The sequence below is a fragment of the Cellulomonas sp. NTE-D12 genome (assembly GCF_027923705.1).
Classification (GTDB): Bacteria; Actinomycetota; Actinomycetes; order Actinomycetales; family Cellulomonadaceae; genus Cellulomonas.
This window is the reverse complement of record NZ_AP026442.1, coordinates 775,132-795,782: the sequence shown is the minus strand read 5'-3', so window position 1 is coordinate 795,782 and position 20,651 is coordinate 775,132. Positions and strand designations below refer to the sequence as shown.

At 72.6% G+C, this 20,651-nt stretch carries 20 protein-coding genes; 11 read left to right on the top strand and 9 right to left on the bottom strand.

Going from position 1 to position 20,651, the window contains the following annotated elements; genetic code table 11:
- The first annotated feature begins 73 nt into the window (after positions 1-73).
- From QMF98_RS03700 to QMF98_RS03685, 4 genes are read left to right on the top strand one after another with little or no spacing between them, the layout of a single operon-like run.
- Positions 74-1,309: an extracellular solute-binding protein gene (locus QMF98_RS03700; protein WP_337974723.1), complete on the top strand. Its 1,236-nt coding sequence runs from the start codon at positions 74-76 to the stop codon at positions 1,307-1,309.
- A 2-nt stretch (positions 1,310-1,311) separates the two neighbouring features.
- Positions 1,312-2,454, top strand: a complete 1,143-nt coding sequence (locus tag QMF98_RS03695) for an ABC transporter ATP-binding protein (protein WP_337974722.1) — start codon at positions 1,312-1,314, stop codon at positions 2,452-2,454.
- Complete coding sequence (locus QMF98_RS03690) at positions 2,451-3,389, top strand: ABC transporter permease (RefSeq protein WP_337974721.1); 939 nt, start codon at positions 2,451-2,453, stop codon at positions 3,387-3,389. The genes QMF98_RS03695 and QMF98_RS03690 overlap by 4 nt, the downstream gene beginning before the upstream one ends.
- On the top strand, positions 3,389-4,312 hold the full coding sequence (locus tag QMF98_RS03685; RefSeq protein ID WP_337974720.1) for an ABC transporter permease: 924 nt from the start codon (positions 3,389-3,391) through the stop codon (positions 4,310-4,312). The genes QMF98_RS03690 and QMF98_RS03685 overlap by 1 nt, the downstream gene beginning before the upstream one ends.
- Positions 4,313-4,368: 56 nt before the next feature.
- Here the strand turns inward: QMF98_RS03685 and QMF98_RS03680 are convergent, their stop codons facing one another.
- The 6 genes from QMF98_RS03680 to QMF98_RS03655 all read right to left on the bottom strand — a co-directional run bounded on the left by QMF98_RS03680 (position 4,369) and on the right by QMF98_RS03655 (position 12,639).
- Positions 4,369-5,232 (bottom strand): alpha/beta fold hydrolase, encoded by an 864-nt coding sequence (locus QMF98_RS03680; RefSeq protein ID WP_337974719.1) that lies wholly within the window; start codon positions 5,230-5,232, stop codon positions 4,369-4,371.
- A 93-nt stretch (positions 5,233-5,325) separates the two neighbouring features.
- The gene (locus QMF98_RS03675; protein ID WP_337974718.1) at positions 5,326-7,272 is read right to left on the bottom strand and encodes a beta-galactosidase; all 1,947 of its coding nucleotides are present in this window, start codon (positions 7,270-7,272) and stop codon (positions 5,326-5,328) included.
- 62 nt (positions 7,273-7,334) lie between these two features.
- On the bottom strand, positions 7,335-9,149 hold the full coding sequence (locus QMF98_RS03670) for a glycoside hydrolase family 35 protein (RefSeq protein ID WP_337974717.1): 1,815 nt from the start codon (positions 9,147-9,149) through the stop codon (positions 7,335-7,337).
- Between the two features lie 88 nt (positions 9,150-9,237).
- On the bottom strand, positions 9,238-10,605 hold the full coding sequence (locus QMF98_RS03665) for an ABC transporter substrate-binding protein (RefSeq protein WP_291763638.1): 1,368 nt from the start codon (positions 10,603-10,605) through the stop codon (positions 9,238-9,240).
- A gap of 139 nt (positions 10,606-10,744) precedes the next feature.
- Positions 10,745-11,689, bottom strand: a complete 945-nt coding sequence (locus QMF98_RS03660) for a carbohydrate ABC transporter permease (protein ID WP_490715641.1) — start codon at positions 11,687-11,689, stop codon at positions 10,745-10,747.
- Positions 11,689-12,639, bottom strand: coding sequence for a carbohydrate ABC transporter permease (locus tag QMF98_RS03655; RefSeq protein WP_378100147.1), 951 nt, complete (start codon positions 12,637-12,639; stop codon positions 11,689-11,691). Before QMF98_RS03655 ends, QMF98_RS03660 begins: the two co-directional genes overlap by 1 nt.
- 143 nt (positions 12,640-12,782) lie before the next feature.
- Here QMF98_RS03655 and QMF98_RS03650 point away from each other — a divergent pair, with 143 nt between their 5' ends.
- Positions 12,783-13,823 (top strand): LacI family DNA-binding transcriptional regulator, encoded by a 1,041-nt coding sequence (locus QMF98_RS03650; RefSeq protein WP_337974716.1) that lies wholly within the window; start codon positions 12,783-12,785, stop codon positions 13,821-13,823.
- 85 nt (positions 13,824-13,908) lie between these two features.
- Here QMF98_RS03650 and QMF98_RS03645 read toward each other — a convergent pair whose 3' ends face one another.
- Positions 13,909-14,649, bottom strand: a complete 741-nt coding sequence (locus QMF98_RS03645; RefSeq protein WP_337974715.1) for an ANTAR domain-containing protein — start codon at positions 14,647-14,649, stop codon at positions 13,909-13,911.
- Between the two features lie 310 nt (positions 14,650-14,959).
- Between QMF98_RS03645 and QMF98_RS03640 the strand changes: the two genes are divergently transcribed.
- The 3 genes from QMF98_RS03640 to QMF98_RS03630 are packed head-to-tail and all read left to right on the top strand — an operon-like array spanning position 14,960 to position 17,060.
- Positions 14,960-15,994, top strand: coding sequence for a hypothetical protein (locus tag QMF98_RS03640; protein WP_337974714.1), 1,035 nt, complete (start codon positions 14,960-14,962; stop codon positions 15,992-15,994).
- On the top strand, positions 15,991-16,446 hold the full coding sequence (locus tag QMF98_RS03635) for a phage holin family protein (protein ID WP_291763654.1): 456 nt from the start codon (positions 15,991-15,993) through the stop codon (positions 16,444-16,446). The genes QMF98_RS03640 and QMF98_RS03635 overlap by 4 nt, the downstream gene beginning before the upstream one ends.
- Positions 16,443-17,060: a DUF3618 domain-containing protein gene (locus QMF98_RS03630; RefSeq protein WP_337974713.1), complete on the top strand. Its 618-nt coding sequence runs from the start codon at positions 16,443-16,445 to the stop codon at positions 17,058-17,060. Before QMF98_RS03635 ends, QMF98_RS03630 begins: the two co-directional genes overlap by 4 nt.
- Positions 17,061-17,169: 109 nt before the next feature.
- On the opposite strand, the gene QMF98_RS03625 is transcribed toward QMF98_RS03630, so the two are convergent.
- Together QMF98_RS03625 and QMF98_RS03620 are read right to left on the bottom strand one after the other, a co-directional pair.
- Positions 17,170-17,817: an NADPH-dependent F420 reductase gene (locus QMF98_RS03625; protein WP_337974712.1), complete on the bottom strand. Its 648-nt coding sequence runs from the start codon at positions 17,815-17,817 to the stop codon at positions 17,170-17,172.
- A 78-nt stretch (positions 17,818-17,895) separates the two neighbouring features.
- Entirely contained in the window at positions 17,896-18,384 is a 489-nt protein-coding gene (locus QMF98_RS03620; RefSeq protein WP_337974711.1) for a DUF2000 domain-containing protein, read from the bottom strand.
- 62 nt (positions 18,385-18,446) lie between these two features.
- On the opposite strand from QMF98_RS03620, the gene QMF98_RS03615 reads away from it, so the two are divergent.
- The 3 genes from QMF98_RS03615 to QMF98_RS03605 all read left to right on the top strand — a co-directional run bounded on the left by QMF98_RS03615 (position 18,447) and on the right by QMF98_RS03605 (position 20,642).
- Positions 18,447-18,941, top strand: a complete 495-nt coding sequence (locus tag QMF98_RS03615; protein ID WP_337974710.1) for an Lrp/AsnC family transcriptional regulator — start codon at positions 18,447-18,449, stop codon at positions 18,939-18,941.
- 133 nt (positions 18,942-19,074) lie between these two features.
- The gene (locus tag QMF98_RS03610; RefSeq protein WP_337974709.1) at positions 19,075-19,545 is read left to right on the top strand and encodes a pyridoxamine 5'-phosphate oxidase family protein; all 471 of its coding nucleotides are present in this window, start codon (positions 19,075-19,077) and stop codon (positions 19,543-19,545) included.
- A 107-nt stretch (positions 19,546-19,652) separates the two neighbouring features.
- Positions 19,653-20,642: an SDR family oxidoreductase gene (locus tag QMF98_RS03605; RefSeq protein WP_337974708.1), complete on the top strand. Its 990-nt coding sequence runs from the start codon at positions 19,653-19,655 to the stop codon at positions 20,640-20,642.
- Positions 20,643-20,651: the final 9 nt, after the last annotated feature.

The window sequence follows — 20,651 nt, the reverse complement described above, 5'->3', positions numbered from 1 at the left end:
TCGACCGCTCGTTCCACACCGACGGCAGCATCCGGGCGACGAGGCCCGGTCTACTCCAGAGAGAAGGCTGTCCATGAGAAAGCACACCTCTGCCCGGCTCGGTGCCGGGCTCCTGGTCCTCGGGCTCGCACTCACCGCCTGTGCCGCCCCGAAGACCGGGTCGTCCTCGGCGGGGACCGGGGCGGCGGCGGCCACGGCCGGCGGCGTGCCGGCCAAGCCGTCCGCCCCGGTGACGCTCGACATCCTCGACGTCGCCGGCAACCAGAAGCTGACCGGCCCGATGGTCGACGCCTTCGTCAAGGCGCACCCGGACATCATCAGCTCGGTCAAGTGGGAGAGCGCCGGCGCCCCCGACCTGGTCGGCACCATCAAGCCGCAGGTCGACAGCAAGAACCTCAAGGTCGACCTGGTGATGACCGGGACGGACGGGCTGTCCGCCGGCATCGGGCAGAACCTGTGGATCCCGATCGCCAAGGACTACGCGTCGCAGCTGTCCAACATGAAGAACTACCTCGACCCGGCCGCCAAGATGCAGGACCTGGCGCAGGGCTTCGGCGTGGTCACCACGTACTACCCGTCGGGCCCGCTGCTGCAGTACGACCCCGCCGTCGTCACCGACGTCCCGAAGACGCCGGAGGCGCTGCTCGCGTGGGCCAAGGCGCACCCCGGCAAGTTCGGCTACGCCCGCCCCGCCAACTCCGGCCCGGGCCGCACCTTCCTGATGGGCCTGCCGTACATGCTCGGTGACAAGGACCCGTCGGACCCGGTCAACGGCTGGGACAAGACATGGGCCTACCTGAAGGACCTCGGCTCGACGATCAGCACCTACCCGACGGGCACCGGCCAGGTGATCTCCAACATGGCCGACGGCACGTGGTCGATGGTGCCCACCACCACGGGCTGGGACATCAACCCCCGCGCCCTGGGCCAGGAGCCGAAGACGATCGCCGCGGCGCCGTTCGACAGCTTCACCTGGGTGACGGACGCGCACTACGCCGTGATCCCCAAGGGCCAGAGCGCCGACAAGGTGTCCGCGATCCTCAACCTGCTGCAGTACATGCTGACGCCCGAGGTCAACGCGATGGCCTACGACACCGGGTACTTCTACCCCGGGCCCGCCGTGAAGGGCGCCACGCTCGACAAGGCCCCCGCCAAGAGCCAGCAGACCATCAAGGACTTCGGCCGTGACTGGTACGACGCCCTGATCGACAAGATGCCCAAGGCCGTGCCGCTCACCCCGGACCAGATGGTCAAGGCGTTCGACATCTGGGACCGCGAGGTCGGCTCCGGGAAGTTCAAGGCGAAGTAACCATGACGATCACTGCCAGCAAGTTCCAGTCCCTCGAGCTCCGAGGTGTCGGTCGCAGCTTCGGTGGCGTGGACGCGCTGGTGGGCCTCGACCTGACGGTCCGGGCGGGCGAGTTCATCGCCCTGCTCGGGCCGTCGGGCTGCGGGAAGTCCACGGCGCTGAACTGCCTCGCGGGGCTGCTCCCGCTCACCCACGGCCAGATCCTGGTGGACGGCACGCGGGTGGACACCGTCGCCGCGGAGAACCGCGACTTCGGCATGGTGTTCCAGAACTACGCGCTGTTCCCGCACCTGACGGTGGAGAAGAACATCGCCTTCGGGCTGCAGATGCGCAAGGTGCCCAAGGCGGAGCTGAAGCGCCGCGTGGCCGAGGCGATCGCCCTGGTCAAGCTCGAGCAGCACGCCACCAAGCTGCCCGGTCAGCTGTCCGGCGGCCAGCAGCAGCGGGTGGCGATCGCGCGGGCCGTGGTGATGGAGCCCCGGCTGGTGCTGATGGACGAGCCGCTGTCCAACCTCGACGCCAAGCTCCGGCTGGAGATGCGCACCGAGATCCGCCGCCTGCACCAGTCGCTGGGGTTGACGACGATCTACGTCACGCACGACCAGGAGGAGGCCCTGTCGATGGCCGACCGGCTGGTGGTGCTCCGTGAGGGGCGCGTGCAGCAGATCGGCACGCCCGAGGAGCTGCACAACCACCCGGCGAACTGGCACGTGGCCGACTTCATGGGCTACCGGAACCTGGTGGACCTCGACGTGGTGTCGGTGGACGGTCCGAACGTGACCGTGGCCGGCAACGGGGTCGTGCTGCACGGCACGGCCGTGGGCGCGGTCGCAGCCGGCACGGCGGTGCGGGCGGCGATCCGGCCCGAGGACCTCGTGGTGGTGTCACCGTCGCTGCCCGTGCGCGGCGGCAACTCCGCCAAGGCGACCGTCTCCGTGGTCGAGTACCACGGCCGCGAGTTCGCCGTCGGGGTCACCACCCCCGGCGGGCAGCTGCTGCACGTGCGGTCCGACCACGCGCCGGCCGTCGGCAGCACCGTCGAGCTCACCGCCGACCCGGCGCGCGTGCTCGTCTACCCGCTGGCGCTGCAGGGCGCCGGCGGGCTCTCCGAGGAGGAGAGCGAGCTGCTCGAGGTGCGCCGATGAGCTCCGCGACCGCGGGACGGCCGCCCGGGCGCACCCGGTCGACGGCCAGCCTGCGGCACCGGCTCGCCGAGCGCGGCATCGACGTGTCGCTGCTGATGCTGCTGCCGGCGCTGGTGATCGCGATCGGGCTGTTCGTCTACCCGTTCTCCTACGGCATCGGCCTGACGTTCCAGCCGACGCCCGCCACCCAGGAGCAGTGGGGCGGCGGGGTCCTGGCCAACTACCTGGCGTTCTTCAAGGACCCGTTCGTCTTCAACTCCGTGTGGCTGACCATGCGGCTGGCGCTGCCCGCGGCCCTGTTCAACGTGCTGGCGTCGGTGCCGATGGCGTTCAAGCTGCGCAAGAGGTTCCGCGGGAAGAAGCTGCTGACCACGCTGCTGGTGCTGCCCATCACGCTCGGCACGGTGCTCACCGCGCAGGGCCTGCTGATCTTCGCCGGCCGGCAGGGGTGGCTCAACCGGTTCCTCATCCAGGTCGGCGTGATCCACGATCCGCTGCACCTGGTGAACAACTACGTCGGCGTGTTCCTGTCGCTGGTGATCTCGGGCTTCCCGTTCGCGTTCCTGCTGATCTCGTCGTACCTGTCCGGCATCGACCCCTCGATCGAGGCGGCGGCGAAGACGATGGGCGCGGGCTGGGGCCAGCGGTTCCGGCGGGTGGTGCTTCCGCTGCTGGCCCCGGGGCTCGCGACGACGTTCATCCTCACGTTCGTCCTCGCGTTCAGCGTCTTCCCGTCGGCCCGCCTGGTCGGTGACGCCAGCGGTGCCACCCGCGTGATGGCGCTGATGGCCTACCGCGCGTTCGGTGAGCAGACGGACTACCCGATGGCCTCGACGATCGCCCTGATGATGGGCGTGGTCGAGCTGCTGGTGATCGCGCTGGTGCTGCTGTGGAGGTCGTTCCTCTACAAGGGCTCGACCGGAGGGAAGGGCTGATGGCCGCCCAGACCGTGGTGACGCCGGGGACCGACCCCGCATCCACCAAGAAGGTGAAGGCACGGGACGCCGCCCGGGTGCCCGGTGAGCGGTCGCTGGTCGCCTCGCCCACCACATGGGTGGTGTGGGCCGCCACCGCGGCGTTCTTCGTGCTGCTGATCGGGATCCTGGTCAGCGTCGTCGTCGACTCGTTCGGCAAGTCGTGGTTCCGCGGCTGGCTGCCGGAGAGCTGGAGCAGCAGCTGGTACAAGGGCGCCTGGGACCAGTACGGAATGACGCAGATCATCGGCGTGACGCTCGGCGTCGCGGCTGCGGTGATCGTCGTCTCGGTGGTGGTCGGCGTGCCGGCCGCCTACCTGCTGGCGCGGCGCAACTTCCCGTTCAAGCGCGCCGTCACCCTGCTGTTCCTGCTGCCGGTGCTGATGCCACCCATCACCTACGGCATCCCGCTGGCGACCGTGATGTACAACCTGGACCTGTCCCGGACGCTGACCGCGGTGATCCTGGTCAACCTGGTGCCGTCCGTGCCGTTCGTGATCATGACCATGACGCCGTTCATCGAGCAGATCAACCCCGCGATCGAGAGTGCGGCCCGGATGTCCGGCGCCCGCATGCGGCAGGTGTTCACCAAGATCCTGTTCCCGCTGCTGGTGCCCGGCGTGCTCGCGTCGTCGATCCTGGTGCTGGTCCGGACGGTCGGCATGTTCGACCTGACGTTCCTGGTGTCCGGTCCGGGGACGGACACGCTGGTGGTCGCGATCTACCGGGCCATGACCGCCGCGGGCGGCGGTGAGGCGCGGCAGCTGATCTCGGCGATGGCCGTCGTCTACACCGCGACGATGATGGTGATCCTGATCGTGGCGCTGCGGTTCGTCAGCCCGACGCAGCTGGTCGCCCGGGTGCGGGAGTCCCGCGAGGACTGAGCGTGCGGGAGTCCCGCGAGGACTGAGCGTGCGCGAGTCCCGGGAGGACTGAGGCGTCACGCAGGGTCCAGCGCGAGCATCGCGGCGGCGACCTCGTCGGCGACGGCGTCCGGGAGGGCCGTCGCGACCTCGTCCAGCACGAGCAGCCGGGCGCCGGGGATGTCGCGCGCGAGCGCCTCGCCGTTGCCGACCGGGAAGAACCGGTCCCGGCGCCCGTGCACCACGAGCGCGGGGATCGCCAGCTCCGGGAGCCGTTCGCGCCAGCGCGGCCGGCAGTCGAGCCGGGAGAAGACGGTGCCGAGGTGGTTGGCGAGCTGGACGGCAGGCTCCGTGCTGGCCGCCCGGTCGAAGATCCGCCCGGCGGTCGCCCGCGCGGCCTCCGGGTCGTCGCCGAGGACGGCCGCGCGGGCTGCGGCGAAGTCCGTGACGGCGGCGCGGTCGGACCAGTCGGGCACGGGGAGCGAGAGCCGTCGCGTGGTCGTCCCGGCGTCGTGGTCCGGCAGGTCGTCGTCGGGCGGGCCCGGCGCGACCGGCCGGGTGCCCACGAGCGTCAGTGCGCGGAATGCGTCCGGGTGGTCGAGCGCCGCGACCTGCGCGACCATCCCGCCGACGCCGATGCCGCCGAGGTGGGCCGGCCTGTCGTCGAGCTCACGGGCGAGCGCGGCGGCGTCGGCGGCGAGGGTGCGCAGCGTGTAGGCGGGCGCCTCCGGGTCGACGGTGGTCGACGCGCCGGCGTCGCGCAGGTCGTAGCGCACCACGTGGCGCCCGCCGCGAGCGAGGGCCTCGCACAGGGCGTCCGGCCACGAGAGCATCGTCGGGCCACCGGCGAGCAGCACGAGCGGTGCTGCCGGGTCCCCGAGCTGCTCGACGCCGAGCGTGACGCCGTCCCGCGTCCGGACCGAGCCGACCGTCGACGGCATCGCCGCTCCTTCGTCCGGTGGGACGGTGCCGTGTGCACCGCCCCACCCGACGTAGACCCGAGGAAGCGGCTCGGCTCATCGCCGCTCGGCCGGTCAGGCCGGGCGGATCACCACGTCCCGGGCGGGCACGTGCACGATGCCGCTGGTCAGCGGCACGTCGACCGCCTCACCGGTGTGGTTGAGCACGAAGAGCAGGCCGCCTCGCACCACCGCCTCCACACCGTCGACCGGCTCGGTCAGCAGCGTGGGCACGCCCGCCTCGTCGAGCCAGCGCGCCGCCAGCTCGTCCAGCAGCGCCACGGACGGCTGGGTGCCGACGTACCAGCCGACGCCGGTGCCGTGCTCGTTGCGCGTCACCGCGGGGTCACCGGCGGCGAACCCGTCGGAGTAGGCGGCCACCACCCGGGCGGTGGACACCTCGACGGCGTCGTTCCACTCCCCCGCGGCACCGGCGACGTCACCGACGAGCGCGACGGCGCGCCCGGCCGGCGCGATCTCGGTCACCCGCACGCCGAGCGTGTCGCGCAGCGCCCCGAGGTACCCGCCCAGCCGGGCGTGCAGGTCCGGGTCCAGCACGGCGGACAGGTAGGTGACCACCAGGTGGCCGCCACCGCGGACGTACGCGTCGAGCGCCCCGAGGTCGTCGTCCGCCGCGACGTGCAGCGCAGGGACCACCACCAGGTCGTACGCCGCCAACCGGGCCGCGTCGGCATCGCGCGGCAGCAGATCCACGGTCACGCCGCGCCGCAGGAAGGGCGCGTACCAGGACAGGAACGTGTCGACGTAGTCGATCGTCGCGGGCACCGCCGGCTGCGACAGCGCGTGCCAGGAGTCCCAGTCGAACACCATCGCCACCCGCGCCGGCACCCGCGTGCCGACCACGTCGTCGGACAGTGCGGCGAGCTCGGCACCGAGCGCCACCGACTCGCGGAACAACCGCGAGTCCGGGCCGGCGTGCGGCACCAGCGCCGAGTGGAACTTCTCGGCACCGGCCTCCGCCTGCCGCCACTGGAAGTGCAGCACGCCGTCCGCGCCGCGCGCGACGGCCTGCAGCGAGTGCACACGGTGCAGGCCTGGCGCCTTCGGCAGGTTCCGTCCGCGCCAGTTCACGGCCGACGGGGCGGACTCCATCAGCAGCCACGGCTGGCCGGCACGCAGCGAGCGCACCAGGTCGCGCTGCGCGGCCAGCCGGACGTGGGCGAGCGGGTCGGCCGGGTCCGGGTAGGCGTCGTCGGACACGACGTCGACGTGCGGCGCCCAGGCCCAGTAGTCGGTGTGCGGGAAGAACCCCATGAAGTTGGTGGTCACCGGCAGGTCCGGGGTGACCCGGCGCAGCACCTCCAGCTCGGCGCGGTGCAGGGCCAGCAGCGTGTCCGAGCCGAACCGGTCCCAGTCGAGCAGCTGGGTGGGGTTGCGGAACGTCGGCGCCGCGCGCGGCGGCTCCACCTGGTCGAACGACGTGTACAGCTGCGACCAGAACGCGGTGCCCCACGCCCGGTTCAGCTCCTCGACGGTCCCGTACCGCGCCTGCAACCAGGTGCGGAACGCCGCCGCCGACTCCTCGTCGTACGAGTACGGCACGTGGCAGCCGTACTCGTTGTTCACGTGCCAGCCCTCGACCGCCGGGTGCTCGCCGTACCGCTGCGCCAGCATCTCGACCAGGCGCAGCGCGTGCTCGCGGTACGTGGCCGACGCGGGGCTGTACTGCTGCCGCGAGCCGAACTCGAGCCGCACCCCGTTCTCGGAGACGGGCAGCGTGTCCGGGAAGTCCCGCGCCAGCCACACCGGCGGGGACGCGGTCGCGGTGGCCAGCAGCACGCGCACCCCGCCAGCGTGCAGCCGGTCGAGCACGTCGTCCAGCCACGCGGTGTCGTACAGCCCCGGGTACGGCTCGAGGCGCGCCCACGCGAACACGGCGACGGTGGCGGTGGTGACACCGGCCTGCTTCATCAGCGTGACGTCCTCGTCCCAGACGTCGGACGGCCACTGCTCCGGGTTGTAGTCGCCGCCGAACCGCAGGCGGCGGGGGGTGAGCTCCATGCGTGTGTCTCCTCGTGCGTCGTTCAGGTCGGTGGTCCCGCGGGGCCGGGGAAGGGTGGGGGTCAGGCCTCCGTGTGGCCCAGGTCAGGACGGGCGACGAACCGCGCGACCGGTGCTGCGATCCCGAGCTCCAGCACCACCAGGTCGTTGCGGCCGGCACGGGTGGCCGGCGCCGGGACGTAGAGGGTGTGCTGCGGTCCGCGGCTCCAGTACCGGCCGAGCGGCCAGCCGTTGACCCAGGCCATGCCCTTGCCCCAGCCGGTGGTGTCGAGGAACAGGTCGGCCGGCTCGTCGAGCATGAACGTGGCGTGCGCCAGCACGGGGCCGGCCAGGTCGGGCGCCAGCGTCGTGCCGTCAGCCACCGTCGTGCCGTCAGCCACCGTCGTGCCGTCACCCGCAGCCTGCGCCGACACCGTCGCGGCGAGCGCGTCGTGCTCCACCACCAGCGACTGCCAGCCGCGTACCGGAACGCCGCCGACCGTCACGGGCCCCAGCACGCCCTTGACCTCGCCGAGCCGCGGCCCGTAGCCGACGCGCCCCTGGTCCTCGACCAGCAGCAGCAGCTCGCCGCCGCCCGCGGGCAGCACCAGCGTCCGGTCGTGGTGGTCGCGTGCGAGCACGCCGACGGGTCGGCCGTCCAGCCACACCTGGACGCGGTCCCGCACCTCGCCGACCGCCAGCACGCGCTCGGTGGCGGCCCTCGGCAGCCACGCGCGCTGGAACGCCAGGCCGCGCCAGTGGCGCAGCTCGTCGAACGTCGGCGGCGCGTCCCGGTCCGCGTCGACCACCAGCCACGGGCCGACGGCCTCGGCGGCGGTCCGCAGCGGGGACACCGGGCGGAGCGGCACGGTCAGCTCGGGTGCCGGCACGGCCGCCGCAGGCACGTCGTCGGGCACCGGCGCGTACCGCGCGATCACCTCGCGGAAGGCCCAGAACTTGGCCGTGGGGTTCCCCGCCTCGTCGAGCGGGGCGTCGTAGTCGTAGCTGGTGACGGTCGGCTGGTAGACGCCCTTGTCGTTGGCGCCGGACGTCAGCCCGAAGCTGGTGCCGCCGTGCACCATGTAGACGTTGACGGAGGCACCGGCGGACAGGATCGCGTCCAGCTCGGCGGCGGAGGCGTCCGGCGGCGCGGTGTGGTGCCGGTCGCCCCAGTGGTCGAACCAGCCGCACCAGAACTCGCTGCACATCAGCGGACCGGTCGGCTGGTGCTGGCGCAGGGTGGCCAGGCGCTCGGCCGCGCGGCCGCCGAACGAGCCGGTGCGGTGCAGCGTGGGCAGCGAGCCGTTCTGCAGCATCTCCGGCTCGGGCTGGTCGACGGTGATCAGCGGGACGATGATCCCGGCGTCGCGGGTCACGTCCACCAGCGCCTGCAGGTAGGCCGCGTCGTCCCCGTAGGCGCCGTACTCGTTCTCCACCTGCACCAGCACCACCGGGCCGCCTCGGTCGACCTGCAGCGGCGCGACCAGGTCGTACACCCGGATCAGGTACTCGGTGACGGCCTTCAGGTAGTGCGGCTCGGACCGGCGCAGGCCCACCTGCGGGTCCGACGTCAGCCACGCCGGCAGGCCGCCGTTGTCCCACTCGGCGCAGGCGTACGGCCCCGGCCGGACGATCGCGTGCATGCCCTCGTCGGCGACCAGCTGCAGGAACCGCACCAGGTCGAGGCGGCCGGAGGTGTCGAACACGTCCGGCTCGGGGCTGTGCTCGTTCCAGAAGACGTAGGTCTCGATGGTGTTCAGCCCCAGCTGACGGGCCTTGACGATGCGGTCCCGCCACTGCCCCGGGTGGATCCGGGGGTAGTGCAGCGCGCCGGACAGCAGCCGGACGGGGCTGCCGTCGAGCAGGAAGTCGGCGTCGCCGATGGTGAACGTGGGCACGGGTGCTCCGTCGCTGGAGGGGAGTTGATCAAGGACGGGCGCGGGGGTGGGCCGAGAAGCCGGCCCACCCCCGCCGGTCGGACTCGGGTCAGCCGGCCGTCACCGTGAAGCCCTGCGCCTTGCCGTAGGTGACGTTCTGGTCCTGCCAGGCCTTGAGGCCCTCGTTGATGTCGGACTTGTTCAGGAACGCCTTGCCGACGGTGTCGCTGAAGATGCTGTTCGCGTACGACTGCCACGGCAGGTACTGCCAGCCGGTGCCGACGTTCTTCGACGAGTCGACGATCACCTTGTTGACCTGCTGGCCACCGAAGTAGTCGTCGGTCTTGCCCTGGAAGTCGGCCGACTCGAGGTCCGCCGTGGTGGCCGGGAAGCCGCCGGAGGCGAGGAACACCTTCACCGAGGCCGGGTCGGAGTTCAGCCAGCGCAGGAACGCCGCGGCGAGCTCAGGGTTCTTGGACTGCTTGACCACGACCTCCGTCGAGCCGCCGTTCTCCGCGGTCGCGGTGTCGCTGCCGAACGTCGGCATCGGCGCCACCCGCCACTGGCCCTTGCCGGCCGGGACGCTGGCCTCGAACACACCGGGCATCCAGCCGCCGGTGACCAGCGTGGCGATGGTGCCGTCACCCAGTGCCTTGAACCACTGGTCGCTCCAGCCGGGGATGTTGCCCAGCAGGCCACCCTCGTTGAGCTGGTTCCACATGTCCGCGAACTTCTTGCTGCCCGGGTCCTGCAGGTTGATGGAGACCTTCTCGCCGTCCGACTTGAACGGACGGCCACCGGCCTGCCAGATGAGCGACGTGGTCATGCCCGCGTCACCGGTGTCGTTGACGAAGAACTTGGTCGGGTCCGCCGCGTGCAGCTTCTTCGCCTCGGCGATGTAGTCGTCCCACGTCTTCGGCACGGTGAGGCCGTACTTGTCGAACACCGTCTTGTTGTAGAAGAGGGCCATCGGTCCGGAGTCCTGGGGCAGACCCCAGATGCCGTTGGCGCCGGTGACCGCGCCCCACGTCGACGCCGAGTACTTGCTCTTCAGGTCCCCGAAGCCGTACTTGGTCAGGTCGACCAGGTCCTTGGGCAGCACGAACTGCAGCAGCGACTGGTACTCGACCTGCACCACGTCCGGCGCACCGGAACCTGCCTTGATCGCGTTCTGCAGCTTGGTGTTGTTGTCGCCGGCACCGCCGGTGTCCACCAGGTTCACCTTGACGTTCGGGTACGCCTGCTCGAAGGCGGCGACCTGCGCCTTGGCGGACGGCGTCCACGTCCAGTAGGTGAGCTCGCCACCCTTGGAGAGGGCGGCGTCCAGCGCGGCCGAGCCGCCAGCGGCGCCACCGGCGGACGTGCTGCCGCCGGACGAACCACCGGAGGAGGAGCAGGCGGCCAGTGCGAGGCCGACCACGACACCAGCCGCGAGGACGGCTGCGCCGCGCAGGCGGCGACGGGGGTGCAGGGACATGACACTTCCTTTCACATCGTCGTGCGAGGGGACGTGCGGGACTTGCGGGAGGGGGTTGCGGGGACGGGGTTGCGGGAAGGTGCGGCCGCACGAGGACCGGGGGTCGGGCACCGTGCGGTCGTGACGGGTTCGCGACAGGTCAGGCCTTGACGCTCCCGGCGGCCAGGCCCGACTGCCAGTAGCGCTGCAGGGCCAGGAAGATCGCGACGACCGGGACGATGGCCAGCAGCGACCCCGAGATCACCAGGTTGTAGATCGGCGTCGCGTTGACGCCGGTGGCCCGGAGGTTCCACTGCTGCAGGCCGATGGTCAGCGGGAACAGGTTCGGGTCGTTGAGCATGATCAGCGGCAGGAAGTAGTTGTTCCAGGTGGCCACCACCGCGAACAGCGCGACGGTCACCACACCCGGTGTCAGCAGCCGCAGCCCGATCGTCAGGAACGTGCGCAGCTCGCCGGAGCCGTCGATCCGGGCGGCCTCGAGGATCTCGGTCGGCACGGCGTCGAGCGCGTAGACCCAGACGAGGTAGAGCCCGAACGGCGAGACCAGCGACGGGACGATCACCGCCCAGATCGTGTTGGTCAGGTGCAGCTGGCTGAACATGAGGAACGTCGGCACCGCGAGCGCGGTCCCGGGGATCGCGATGGCGCCGAGCACCGTGGCGAACACCGCCCGCTTGCCGGGGAAGTCGTACTTGGCCAGCCCGTACCCGGCCAGCGTCGCCAGCACCGTCGCGCCGCCGGCCCCGACCACCACGTACAGGATCGTGTTGGCGAGCCAGCGCACGTAGATGCCGCCGTCGTACGTCAGCACCTGGTGCAGGTTGTCCAGCAGCGCGAACCTGCCGGCGAACCACAGGCCGAACGAGTCGAACATCGACTGCTGCGTCTTGCTGGCGTTGATCACCAGCCAGGCCAGCGGCGCCAGCGCGTAGAGCGCGAACAGCACCATCACCAGCGTCAGCCGGACGGACGGACCGCCGAAGGGGCCCGCCGCGCGGGACCGGCGGGCGCGCCGCGCGCGGGCCGAGCCGGCGTCGGTGCCGGCCGTCCGGGGTGCCGTGGGGTCGATCGTCGTGGTGGCCATCAGCGGTTCGCCTCCCGGGAGCCGCGCAGCTGGACCACGTAGGCGATCACCGCGGTGACCACCCCCATGACGATCGCGAGGGTCGCCGCGTATGCGTACTGCTGCCCCGCGAAGGACAGGTTGTACGCGTACATGTTCGGCGTGAAGTAGGTCGCGATCACCGACGGGATCAGCGTGCGCAGGATGTTGGGCTCGTTGAACAGCTGGAACGAGCCGATGATCGAGAAGATCGTCGCGATGACGATCGCCTGCCGGAGCGCCGGCAGCTTGATGCTGAACACGACGCGCCAGGCGCCGGCGCCGTCGATCGCCGCGGCCTCGTAGAGGTCGGACGGCACCGAGCGCAGCGCCGAGTAGAAGATCAGCATGTTGTAGCCCACGAACTCCCAGGTCACGATGTTGCCGATCGCGACGAGGATCCACTGCGGGCTCAGCGGGGTGAGCAGCTCGTGGCCCACCAGCTTGTTGATGTTCCCGGCCAGGCCGAACTGGTCGCCGTACATGAAGCCCCACATGAGCACGGCGACGACGCCGGGCACCGCGTACGGCAGGAACACGGACATGCGGAAGAACGGCGCCCCGTGCAGCCGGCCGGAGTCGATCGCCAGTGCGGCGACCAGGGCCAGGCCCAGCATCACCGGCACCTGCACCGCGAGGAACAGCGCCACCCGGCCGAGCCCGTCCCAGAACTTCGGGTCGGAGAACAGCTGCGAGTAGTTGGCGAGCCCGACGAAGCTGCGGCCGCCGATCAGCTTGTCCTGGAACACGGACAGGTAGAGCGAGTAGAGCACCGGCACCACGAGCACGAACAGGAACACCGCGAGGAACGGGACGACGAACCACAGCCCCGCGAGGGAGCGCCGCCTGCGGGGCAGGGACGTCGCGGGGCCCACGTCCGTGAGGACGACAGCTGCTGACACCTTTGTCTCCGGTCTGCCGGTCACCGACATTGGTGACGTTACCAAGCGAGGTCGAACCTAGATGGTCACGTTGTCATCTGCAACCCCCTTGCGGTCACGGTGCGATAACGGCTTCGTCGGACTCACCCTCCCCGGAACGGCGATGCGCACGTCACCATGGCTATGCTCCCGGCATGGCCGCAGGTCCTCAGGGGGCAGCCGGCGCACCGCAGCCGCCGCGGGCGTCCATCGGCGACGTCGCGCGCCTCGCCGGCGTCGCCCCGATCACCGTCTCGCGCGTCGCCAACGGGTCGGACGCCGTGCGCCCCGCGACCCGCGAACGCGTGCAGTCCGCCATGGCCATGCTCGGCTACGCGCCCAACACAGCGGCCCGGGCGCTGCGCAACGGCAGCTTCGAGACGATCGGCCTGGTCGCGCACCGGTTCGCCCGCACCGGCGAGTCGCGGACCATCGAAGGGGTCGTCGAGGCCGCCCGTGCCGAGGGCTACACGGTCGCCCTGGTCGACGTGGTCTCCCCCGCCGACGTGTCGGAGGCCGCGACGCGCCTGCGGCACCAGGCGGTCGACGGTCTCATCGTCATCCGAGCGGAGGTGGCGACCCCCACCGACCTCGCCCTGCCGCCCGGCATGCCGGTGGTGGTCTCCGACTCGCGGTTCGTCGGGCACCACGCCGCCGTCGGGTCGGACCAGATCGGCGGCTCGCGCTCGGCGGTCGAGCACCTGCTCGGCCTGGGCCACCCGACGGTGCACCACATCGCCGGACCGGCGGACTCCGCGCCCGCCGTGCAGCGCGAGGAGACCTGGCAGGAGACGCTGCGCCGTGCCGGCCGGCCGGTGCCGCCCGTGCTCCGCGGTGACTGGACGCCGCAGTCCGGCTACGCCCTCGGCGCGCAGATCGCCGACGACCCGTCCGTCACGGCCGTCTACAGCGCGAACGACGAGATGGCCGCCGGCCTGATGCGAGCGCTGCACGAGCGTGGGGTGCGCGTGCCGGAGGACGTCTCGGTGGTCGGGTTCGACGACGCGGCGCTCACCGAGTTCCTCTGGCCGCCGCTGACCACGGTGCGCCAGGACTTCCGCACCATCGGGTCGGAGCTGGTGCGCCTGCTGCTGGCGCAGGTGCGCGACCACGTCGACGTGTCGCGCGAGCACGTGGTGGTCGGCACCACGCTGCAGGTCCGCGCGAGCACCGGGCCGTACCGCCCGCGAGGCTGACCGCGGCAGACGTCGGGGGTGTGCCGTCCCCCGCTGGCAGGCCCTCCACCGCTGGACGCCGCGGGCCGTCCGCCGAGCGTCCGGTTCAGGCCGACGCCGCGCGTCGCATCTCGAACCCTCCGGGCTCCGCGGGCGGGCTGCCCGACACGTCCGTGAGCAGCCGGGCGGCCAGCCTCGCCAGCGGTACGCCGCTGCGCTGCGAGGCCCGCCGCAGCCGCTCCATCGCCTGATCCGCACCGCAGCCGTGGTGCGCCATCACCACGCCGACCGCCTGGTCGATCACGGCGCGGGAGCGGAGCACCGCGTCCGCGTCCTGGGCGGACAGCACCGCCTCCTCCAGGCCGACGGCCAGGCCCAGCACCGCCCGCAGGTCGTCGACCGCGGCCCGCGCCACCGTGCCCAGGCCGTGGTCCCAGTCCACCGGTGAGGTGCCGAGCAGCATCACCAGCAGCGCACCACCGCCGACCACCGGCCCACCCAGGACCGCACCCGCGGGGTAGCCGGGCGGTGCGAGCGCCGCCGCGCCCCCCAGGGCCTCGTCGACCAGCCAGCCGGGGTGCGGCGCCAGCTCGGTTCCCACCGTCGAGCCGTCTCCGCCGCGCTCGCCCGCCGACCGCCGCTCGTCACCGCCGCTGCTCACCTGCACCACGCGCCCGTCCCGACACGTCAGTCGCAGCCGCACCTCGACCCGGACCCGGAGGAAGGCCGGCACCGCGGCGGCCCACGCCTGCAGCGCCGGCTCCACCGCGGCGCGCTCGTGCAGCGCGGCGCTCAGCGCGGCCAACGGCTGGCAGCGGCTGTCGTCGGCGTCGGCGAGCGGCGGCATCGCACCACAGTGCGGCCCGGCGGCCCGGCCCGCCACCCGTCTGCGGGCCTGTCCATGCGACGGCGGCGAGGTCGTCCGGCTGTGCCCCGTTCCGGTGGCGGGCTCGACACGCTCGTGCCTACCGTGAAACGACCAGCCGGCGTCCCCGCCGGGGGTGCGGGCGTCGGCGCAGGAAAGCCGTCGACGGCCCGGTGGTTCACGGACACGGCGCGCCGCCGAGCGCGCGGACACCTCCGTCGAGCCCCTCCACGACCGATCGAGGGCACGGCCGTCCCTACGGCGCGCCCTCGCCCACCTGCGAGGAGATGTCATGACGTACGACTACGGGACCCCGGGCACGGGAGCGTCGTCCGGCGGCAGCTGGCCCGCCGACGACCAGCCCACCACCCAGCTGCCGTCCGTCGCCTCTTCCGGCGAGACGGGCAGCGCCGGCGGCGAGACGGCGGCCGTCGCGAGGGACGAGGCGATGGGCGTCGCGAGCTCGGCGAAGGAGAAGGGCAGCAACCTGGTCGGCGAGGGCGTGGACCAGGCGAAGTCGGTGGCCGGCGAGGCCACCCGGCAGGCGCGCGACCTGATGGACGAGGCGCGCGTGGAGCTGACGGCGCAGGCGTACGAGCAGCAGCAGCGCCTGGCCGGCGGGCTGCGCAGCTTCGGGCAGGAGCTCGGCTCGATGGCCGACAGCTCCACCGAAGGCGGCCTGGCCTCCGACGTGGCGCGGCAGGTCGCGTCGCGTACCAACGACCTGGCGCAGTGGTTCGAGGACCGCGAGCCGGGCAGCGTGCTCGACGAGGTCAAGGAGTTCGCCCGTCGTCGTCCCGGCGCCTTCCTGGCCATCGCGGCCGGCGCCGGCGTGCTCGCGGGTCGGCTGACGCGCGGTCTGAAGGACGCGGACGAGCCCGGCGGCGGCACCACGAGCGGCTCGGCCGGCCGCACGTCCCCCAGCCACCGCGCGGCCGGTGTGCCGGAGCGGGTCACCGCCTGGCCGCCCACCGGCGTGGAGCAGGCGGGCGCCGGGTACGGGCAGGGCGCGGGCCACGGGCAGGGCGCGGGCCACGGGCAGGGCGCGGGGTACGCGGCCGGCTACGGGTCGGGCGTCACCGACCTGGGGACGACGGCGTACGAGACCGCACCGGCGGCGAGCGGCGGCCCGCTCGACGCGGCGGGCCATGACGAGTCGGGCGACGAGCGGACCACCTACGACCAGCGCGGCTACGACGAGGCCGGCTACGGCACGGGCGCCGAGGAGACGGCCGACCCGCTCGACGCGCCGCTGCGCGCGGACCGGGCGACCGACCCCACCGTCGACCCGGCGGCTCAGGCCCGGAACGAGGAGGGCTGGCGATGAACCTGGACGAGGCCGCGGCGCAGGCTCAGGCTGAGGCCGCCCAGGCCCGCGCCGAGGCCGAGGCGACCGCAGCCCCGTCGCTCGGCGACCTGCTGTCGGACATCACCCGGGACGTCTCTACGCTCATGCGCCAGGAGGTCGCCCTCGCCCGCGCCGAGCTCCAGCAGTCGGCGAAGAACGCGGGCAAGGGCGCGGGCATGTTCGCCGGCGCCGGCGTCGCCGGCCACATGGTGCTGCTGTTCCTGTCGATCGCGCTGTGGTGGGGCCTCGGCTCCGCGATGGGCCACGGCTGGGCCGCCGTGGTGGTCGCCGTCATCTGGGCGGTGATCGGCGCGGTGCTCGCGGCCCGCGGCCGCGCCGAGCTGCGCCGCATGTCGGGTCTGCAGCAGACCACCGACACGGCCAAGAAGATCCCGAACGCTCTCGCCGGACACGAGGAGAAGAACCGATGACCACCAACGACCCGGACCGCATCCGCGCGGACATCGAGCGCACCCGCGCCGAGCTCAGCTACGACGTCGACGCACTCGGCGACAAGGTGAGCCCCGGCAGCATCGCGCACCGGCAGGCCACCAGGGTGCGTGCCGGCGCCACGTCGCTGAAGTCCCGCGTGATGGGGACCGCCCGCGACGCCGCCCACAAGGTGAGCGACACCGCTGGGGACGTGTCCTCGTCGTCCGGCGACGCGCTCTCGTCGGCCGGCGACGCCGTCACCGGCCTGCCGCACACGGTGGCCCGCCAGACGGAGGGCAACCCGCTGGCCGCCGGCCTGATCGCCTTCGGGGTCGGCTGGCTCGCGTCCTCCCTGGTGCCCGCGACCAAGCCGGAGCAGCGCGCGGCGCTCGCCGTCAAGGAGCAGGCCGCGGACCTGACCGAGGAGGCCAAGGCCACGGCCAGCGAGGTGGCGCAGCACCTCAAGGACCCGGCGCTCGAGGCCGGTCAGGCCGTCAAGGACGCGGCGACGCAGGCGGCCGGACAGCTGAGGGAGCACGGCAGCCAGGCGGCATCCGACCTGAAGGACGAGGCCGTGCAGGCCAAGGAGAACGTCCAGGAGACTCGCCAGTAGCAGCTGGCCGCACGACGCGGCGCCCGGTACCGAGCTTCTCGGTACCGGGCGTCGTCACGTCAGGCTGCTGTGAGCGGGCTGCTGCCAGCGGGCTGCTGTCAGCGCCGGGTCACATGTCCCGGTAGCGCTTGGCGGCGGCCAGGTCCGCGCGCAGCTGCGCGGCGTCCCGGCGTGCCCCGTAGCCGGGGGTGTCCCGCTGGATGCGCCAGCCCTCGGCCAGCGAGTCGAGCTCGACGGTGTCGAAGCCGAACTCGTCGAGCAGGTCGATCACCCGCCGCCGCGCGGCCTCGTCGTCACCGGCGACCACCAGAGCACGCCGGCCGGGCGTGCCGGCGGGCGAGCCGTCGGTGGTCAGCTCCGAGGCGAGAATGTGGTTGAACGCCTTCACCACCTGGGACTGGGGAAGGTGCCGGGCCAGCAGCTCCGAGACGGTGGTGGACTCGTCGTCCAGCTCGGCGATCTGACCGTCGCGCTGCGGGTAGTAGTTGTTCGTGTCGATCACCACCTTGCCGGCCAGCGGCTCGACCGGGACGGTGTCGAGCGCGTGCAGCGGGATGGTCACCACGACCAGGTCTCCGGCGGCCGCCGCCTCGTCCGGAGTGCCGGCGCGGGCCTGCGGGCCGAGCTCCTGCACCAGGCCGGCCAGCGAGGCCGGGCCACGGGAGTTGCTGAGGACGACGTCGTAGCCGTTGCGGACGGCGAGACGGGCGAGCTGGGAACCGATGTGGCCGGAGCCGATGAGTCCGAGAGTTGTCACGACTCGCGCCAACCGGGCCGGCTGCCGGTGCATTCCCGCAGGTCGCCGATGCACAGCAAGCGCCCGCCTGGCGTTCGCTCAGAGCAGCGGCAGCCGGCCGACGATGCGGTCGACGCGGTTCCGCGGGCCGACCAGGCCCACGGCGGCGTAGACGATGTCCTCCGACGCCTGGGCGGCGACGACCTCGAGGTACTCGTCGTACACCCGGGTCAGCTGGGCGCTCACCGGCATGTCGGCCACGAAGACGTCCGGCGACGCGGCCGCTCGCTCGCGGATGCGGACCAGCGCCGCGCCGTCGGCGGCCAGCACGGAGCACCCCGCCCAGGGCAGCCCGACGTGCTCGGACCCCGCCGCGTCCACCGCGGGGCCGCCGAGCAGCCCGGTGACCGCCGGCGAGGTGGCCGCTGCGACACAGGCGGCGGCGTTCACGGCGCGCCCTGCCGGGAGGGCCCCGTCCACGACGATCACCCACTTGAGACGGGCCGCCCGCGTAGGGGCGGCGGTGTCGATCTCCCCAGGACGGAAGCCGACGGTGATGTGCTGCTCGTCCGATGCATCTGCACTCATGGCGTCGAAGCGTATGCAGATGTACGCCATGCGAGCGAGTGATCCGTACTACTCTCGGCCAGGTGACGCTACAGCCGCACCTGGACGAACTTGATACGGCGATCCTGGCCGCGCTGCAGTCCGATGCACGGCGCACCAACCGGGAGGTCGCCGCGATGGTGGGCGTCGCCCCGACCACCGCCCTGGACCGCACCCGTGCGCTGCGCGAGCGCGGCGTGATCCGTGGCGCGACCCTCGACGTGGACCTCGCGGCGATCGGCCGCGGCGTGCAGGCGCTGATCGCCGTCCGCATCCGGCCGCCGTCGCGCCGCAACATCGAGGCGTTCCGGGACTGGGTGAGCCGCCTGCCGGACACCCTGGGCGTGTTCGTCACCACGGGCACCGAGGACTTCATCGTGCACGTGGCCGTGCCGGACAACGAGAGCCTGTACGCCTTCGTCATCGACCGGCTGACCGAGCGGCCCGAGGTGGCCGACGTGCGCACGTCGGTGGTCTACGAGCACCTGCAGAACACGGCGATCGCGCCGCTTCCGCGGCCGGGGCGGGCCGGACGCTGAAACCGGGCCGGGGCGGGCCGGGCGCTGAGGTCGGACCGGGGCGGGCCGCGCGCTGACGGACGCCCGGACAGGTCGCGGGGACGCGCGACGGTGCGCGTCGGGGCGTGTCGGTGGTCGCGGGCATGCTGCCGGGATGGCGAGCTGGAGCGAGATCGAGAAGCAGGCGCCGGCCCTGGCGGCCCGCGCGCGGGCGGCGCTGGACACGGCGACGGGCGCGCGCCGGCACAAGACGATCGCGACGCTGCGGGCCGACGGGTCCCCACGGATCAGCGGCATCGAGTGCTGGTTCGAGGGCGGTGAGCTGAGGTTCGGCTCGATGCCGGGCTCCCTGAAGAGCGCCGACCTGCGCCGGGACCCGCGCTTCGCGCTGCACGGTCCGACGATCGACCCTCCGGGCGAGAGTCCCGCGGGCTGGGTGGGCGAGGCGAAGATCGCCGGTCGGGCGGTGTACGAGGGTCCGCTGCCCGACGACGGCCTGCCGGGAGACCTGTTCCGCGCGGACGTGCTGGAGGTCGTCTGGACGGGCATGGACCAGACGGGGACGCGGCTGGCGGTCGAGTCGTGGCACCCCGGCCGGGGCGTGACGCGCCTGGAGCGCGACTGACGCCGGGCTGCGCGCCACGGCAGGTACGGGAGACTGGTCCCGAGCCGTCGAGGTTCTGAGCCGTCGAGGCGTCGACCGGACCGGTCACCATCCCTGAGGAGAGCCCTATGTCAGCGCTGCGCGTCCTGTTCGTCGGCGGCACCGGCGTCATCAGCTCCGCCTGCACCGAGCTGGCCGTCGCCCGCGGCGTCGAGCTGGCGGTGCTGAACCGCGGGACGGGCCGGCGGCCGCTGCCGGAGGGCGTCGAGTCGGTGGTGGCGGACATCCGCGACCCGCAGTCGGTGCGCGACGCGCTCGGCGACCGGCAGTTCGACGCGGTGGTCGACTGGGTGGCCTTCACCCCGGAGCACGTCCGCACCGACATCGACCTGTTCGAGGGTCGCACCGGTCAGTACGTCTTCATCAGCTCGGCGTCGGCCTACCAGACGCCGGCCCTGCGCCTGCCGATCCGGGAGTCCACACCGCTGCGCAACCCGCACTGGGAGTACAGCCGCAACAAGATCGCGTGCGAGGACGTGCTGACTCAGGCCTACCGGGACCGCGGCTTCCCCGTGACGGTGATCCGCCCGTCGCACACGTACGACCGCACGCTGGTGCCGATGGACGGCGGCTGGACCTTCGTCGAGCGCATGCGCCGGGGCCAGGAGGTGGTGGTGCACGGTGACGGCTCGTCGCTGTGGACCCTGACGCACCACACCGACTTCGCCCGTGGGTTCGTCCCCCTGCTGGGGCACACCCGCACGCTGGGCGAGGCGTTCACCATCACCGGTGACGACGTGCTGACCTGGGACCAGATCGCGCAGGCGCTCGCGACGGCGGCCGGCACCGAGGCGCGCATCGTGCACGTGCCGTCGGACCAGATCGCCGCCGTGGACCCCGAGTGGGGCGCGTCGCTGCTGGGCGACAAGACGTGGTCGTCCGTGTTCGACACGTCCAAGCTGCGGTCGCTGGTGCCGGACTTCGTCACCACCGTGCCGTTCGAGCAGGGTGCGCGCGAGATCGTCGCCTGGCACGACGAGGACCCGGCGCGCCGGGTGGTCGACGAGCGCGTGGACGCGCTGATGGACCGGCTCGTCGAGCGGTTCCGCGTGGGCTGAGGCCGGCAG

What these genes read in the sequence shown, in the direction of transcription:
- QMF98_RS03700 (WP_337974723.1), top strand. Translation starts at nt 74, where the DNA reads ATGAGAAAGCACACCTCTGCCCGGCTCGGTGCCGGGCTCCTGGTCCTC.
- QMF98_RS03695 (WP_337974722.1), top strand. Translation starts at nt 1,312, where the DNA reads ATGACGATCACTGCCAGCAAGTTCCAGTCCCTCGAGCTCCGAGGTGTC.
- QMF98_RS03690 (WP_337974721.1), top strand. Translation starts at nt 2,451, where the DNA reads ATGAGCTCCGCGACCGCGGGACGGCCGCCCGGGCGCACCCGGTCGACG.
- QMF98_RS03685 (WP_337974720.1), top strand. Translation starts at nt 3,389, where the DNA reads ATGGCCGCCCAGACCGTGGTGACGCCGGGGACCGACCCCGCATCCACC.
- QMF98_RS03680 (WP_337974719.1), bottom strand. Translation starts at nt 5,232, where the DNA reads ATGCCGTCGACGGTCGGCTCGGTCCGGACGCGGGACGGCGTCACGCTC.
- QMF98_RS03675 (WP_337974718.1), bottom strand. Translation starts at nt 7,272, where the DNA reads ATGGAGCTCACCCCCCGCCGCCTGCGGTTCGGCGGCGACTACAACCCG.
- QMF98_RS03665 (WP_291763638.1), bottom strand. Translation starts at nt 10,605, where the DNA reads ATGTCCCTGCACCCCCGTCGCCGCCTGCGCGGCGCAGCCGTCCTCGCG.
- QMF98_RS03660 (WP_490715641.1), bottom strand. Translation starts at nt 11,689, where the DNA reads ATGGCCACCACGACGATCGACCCCACGGCACCCCGGACGGCCGGCACC.
- QMF98_RS03655 (WP_378100147.1), bottom strand. Translation starts at nt 12,639, where the DNA reads ATGTCGGTGACCGGCAGACCGGAGACAAAGGTGTCAGCAGCTGTCGTC.
- QMF98_RS03650 (WP_337974716.1), top strand. Translation starts at nt 12,783, where the DNA reads ATGGCCGCAGGTCCTCAGGGGGCAGCCGGCGCACCGCAGCCGCCGCGG.
- QMF98_RS03645 (WP_337974715.1), bottom strand. Translation starts at nt 14,649, where the DNA reads ATGCCGCCGCTCGCCGACGCCGACGACAGCCGCTGCCAGCCGTTGGCC.
- QMF98_RS03640 (WP_337974714.1), top strand. Translation starts at nt 14,960, where the DNA reads ATGACGTACGACTACGGGACCCCGGGCACGGGAGCGTCGTCCGGCGGC.
- QMF98_RS03635 (WP_291763654.1), top strand. Translation starts at nt 15,991, where the DNA reads ATGAACCTGGACGAGGCCGCGGCGCAGGCTCAGGCTGAGGCCGCCCAG.
- QMF98_RS03630 (WP_337974713.1), top strand. Translation starts at nt 16,443, where the DNA reads ATGACCACCAACGACCCGGACCGCATCCGCGCGGACATCGAGCGCACC.
- QMF98_RS03620 (WP_337974711.1), bottom strand. Translation starts at nt 18,384, where the DNA reads ATGAGTGCAGATGCATCGGACGAGCAGCACATCACCGTCGGCTTCCGT.
- QMF98_RS03610 (WP_337974709.1), top strand. Translation starts at nt 19,075, where the DNA reads ATGGCGAGCTGGAGCGAGATCGAGAAGCAGGCGCCGGCCCTGGCGGCC.
- QMF98_RS03605 (WP_337974708.1), top strand. Translation starts at nt 19,653, where the DNA reads ATGTCAGCGCTGCGCGTCCTGTTCGTCGGCGGCACCGGCGTCATCAGC.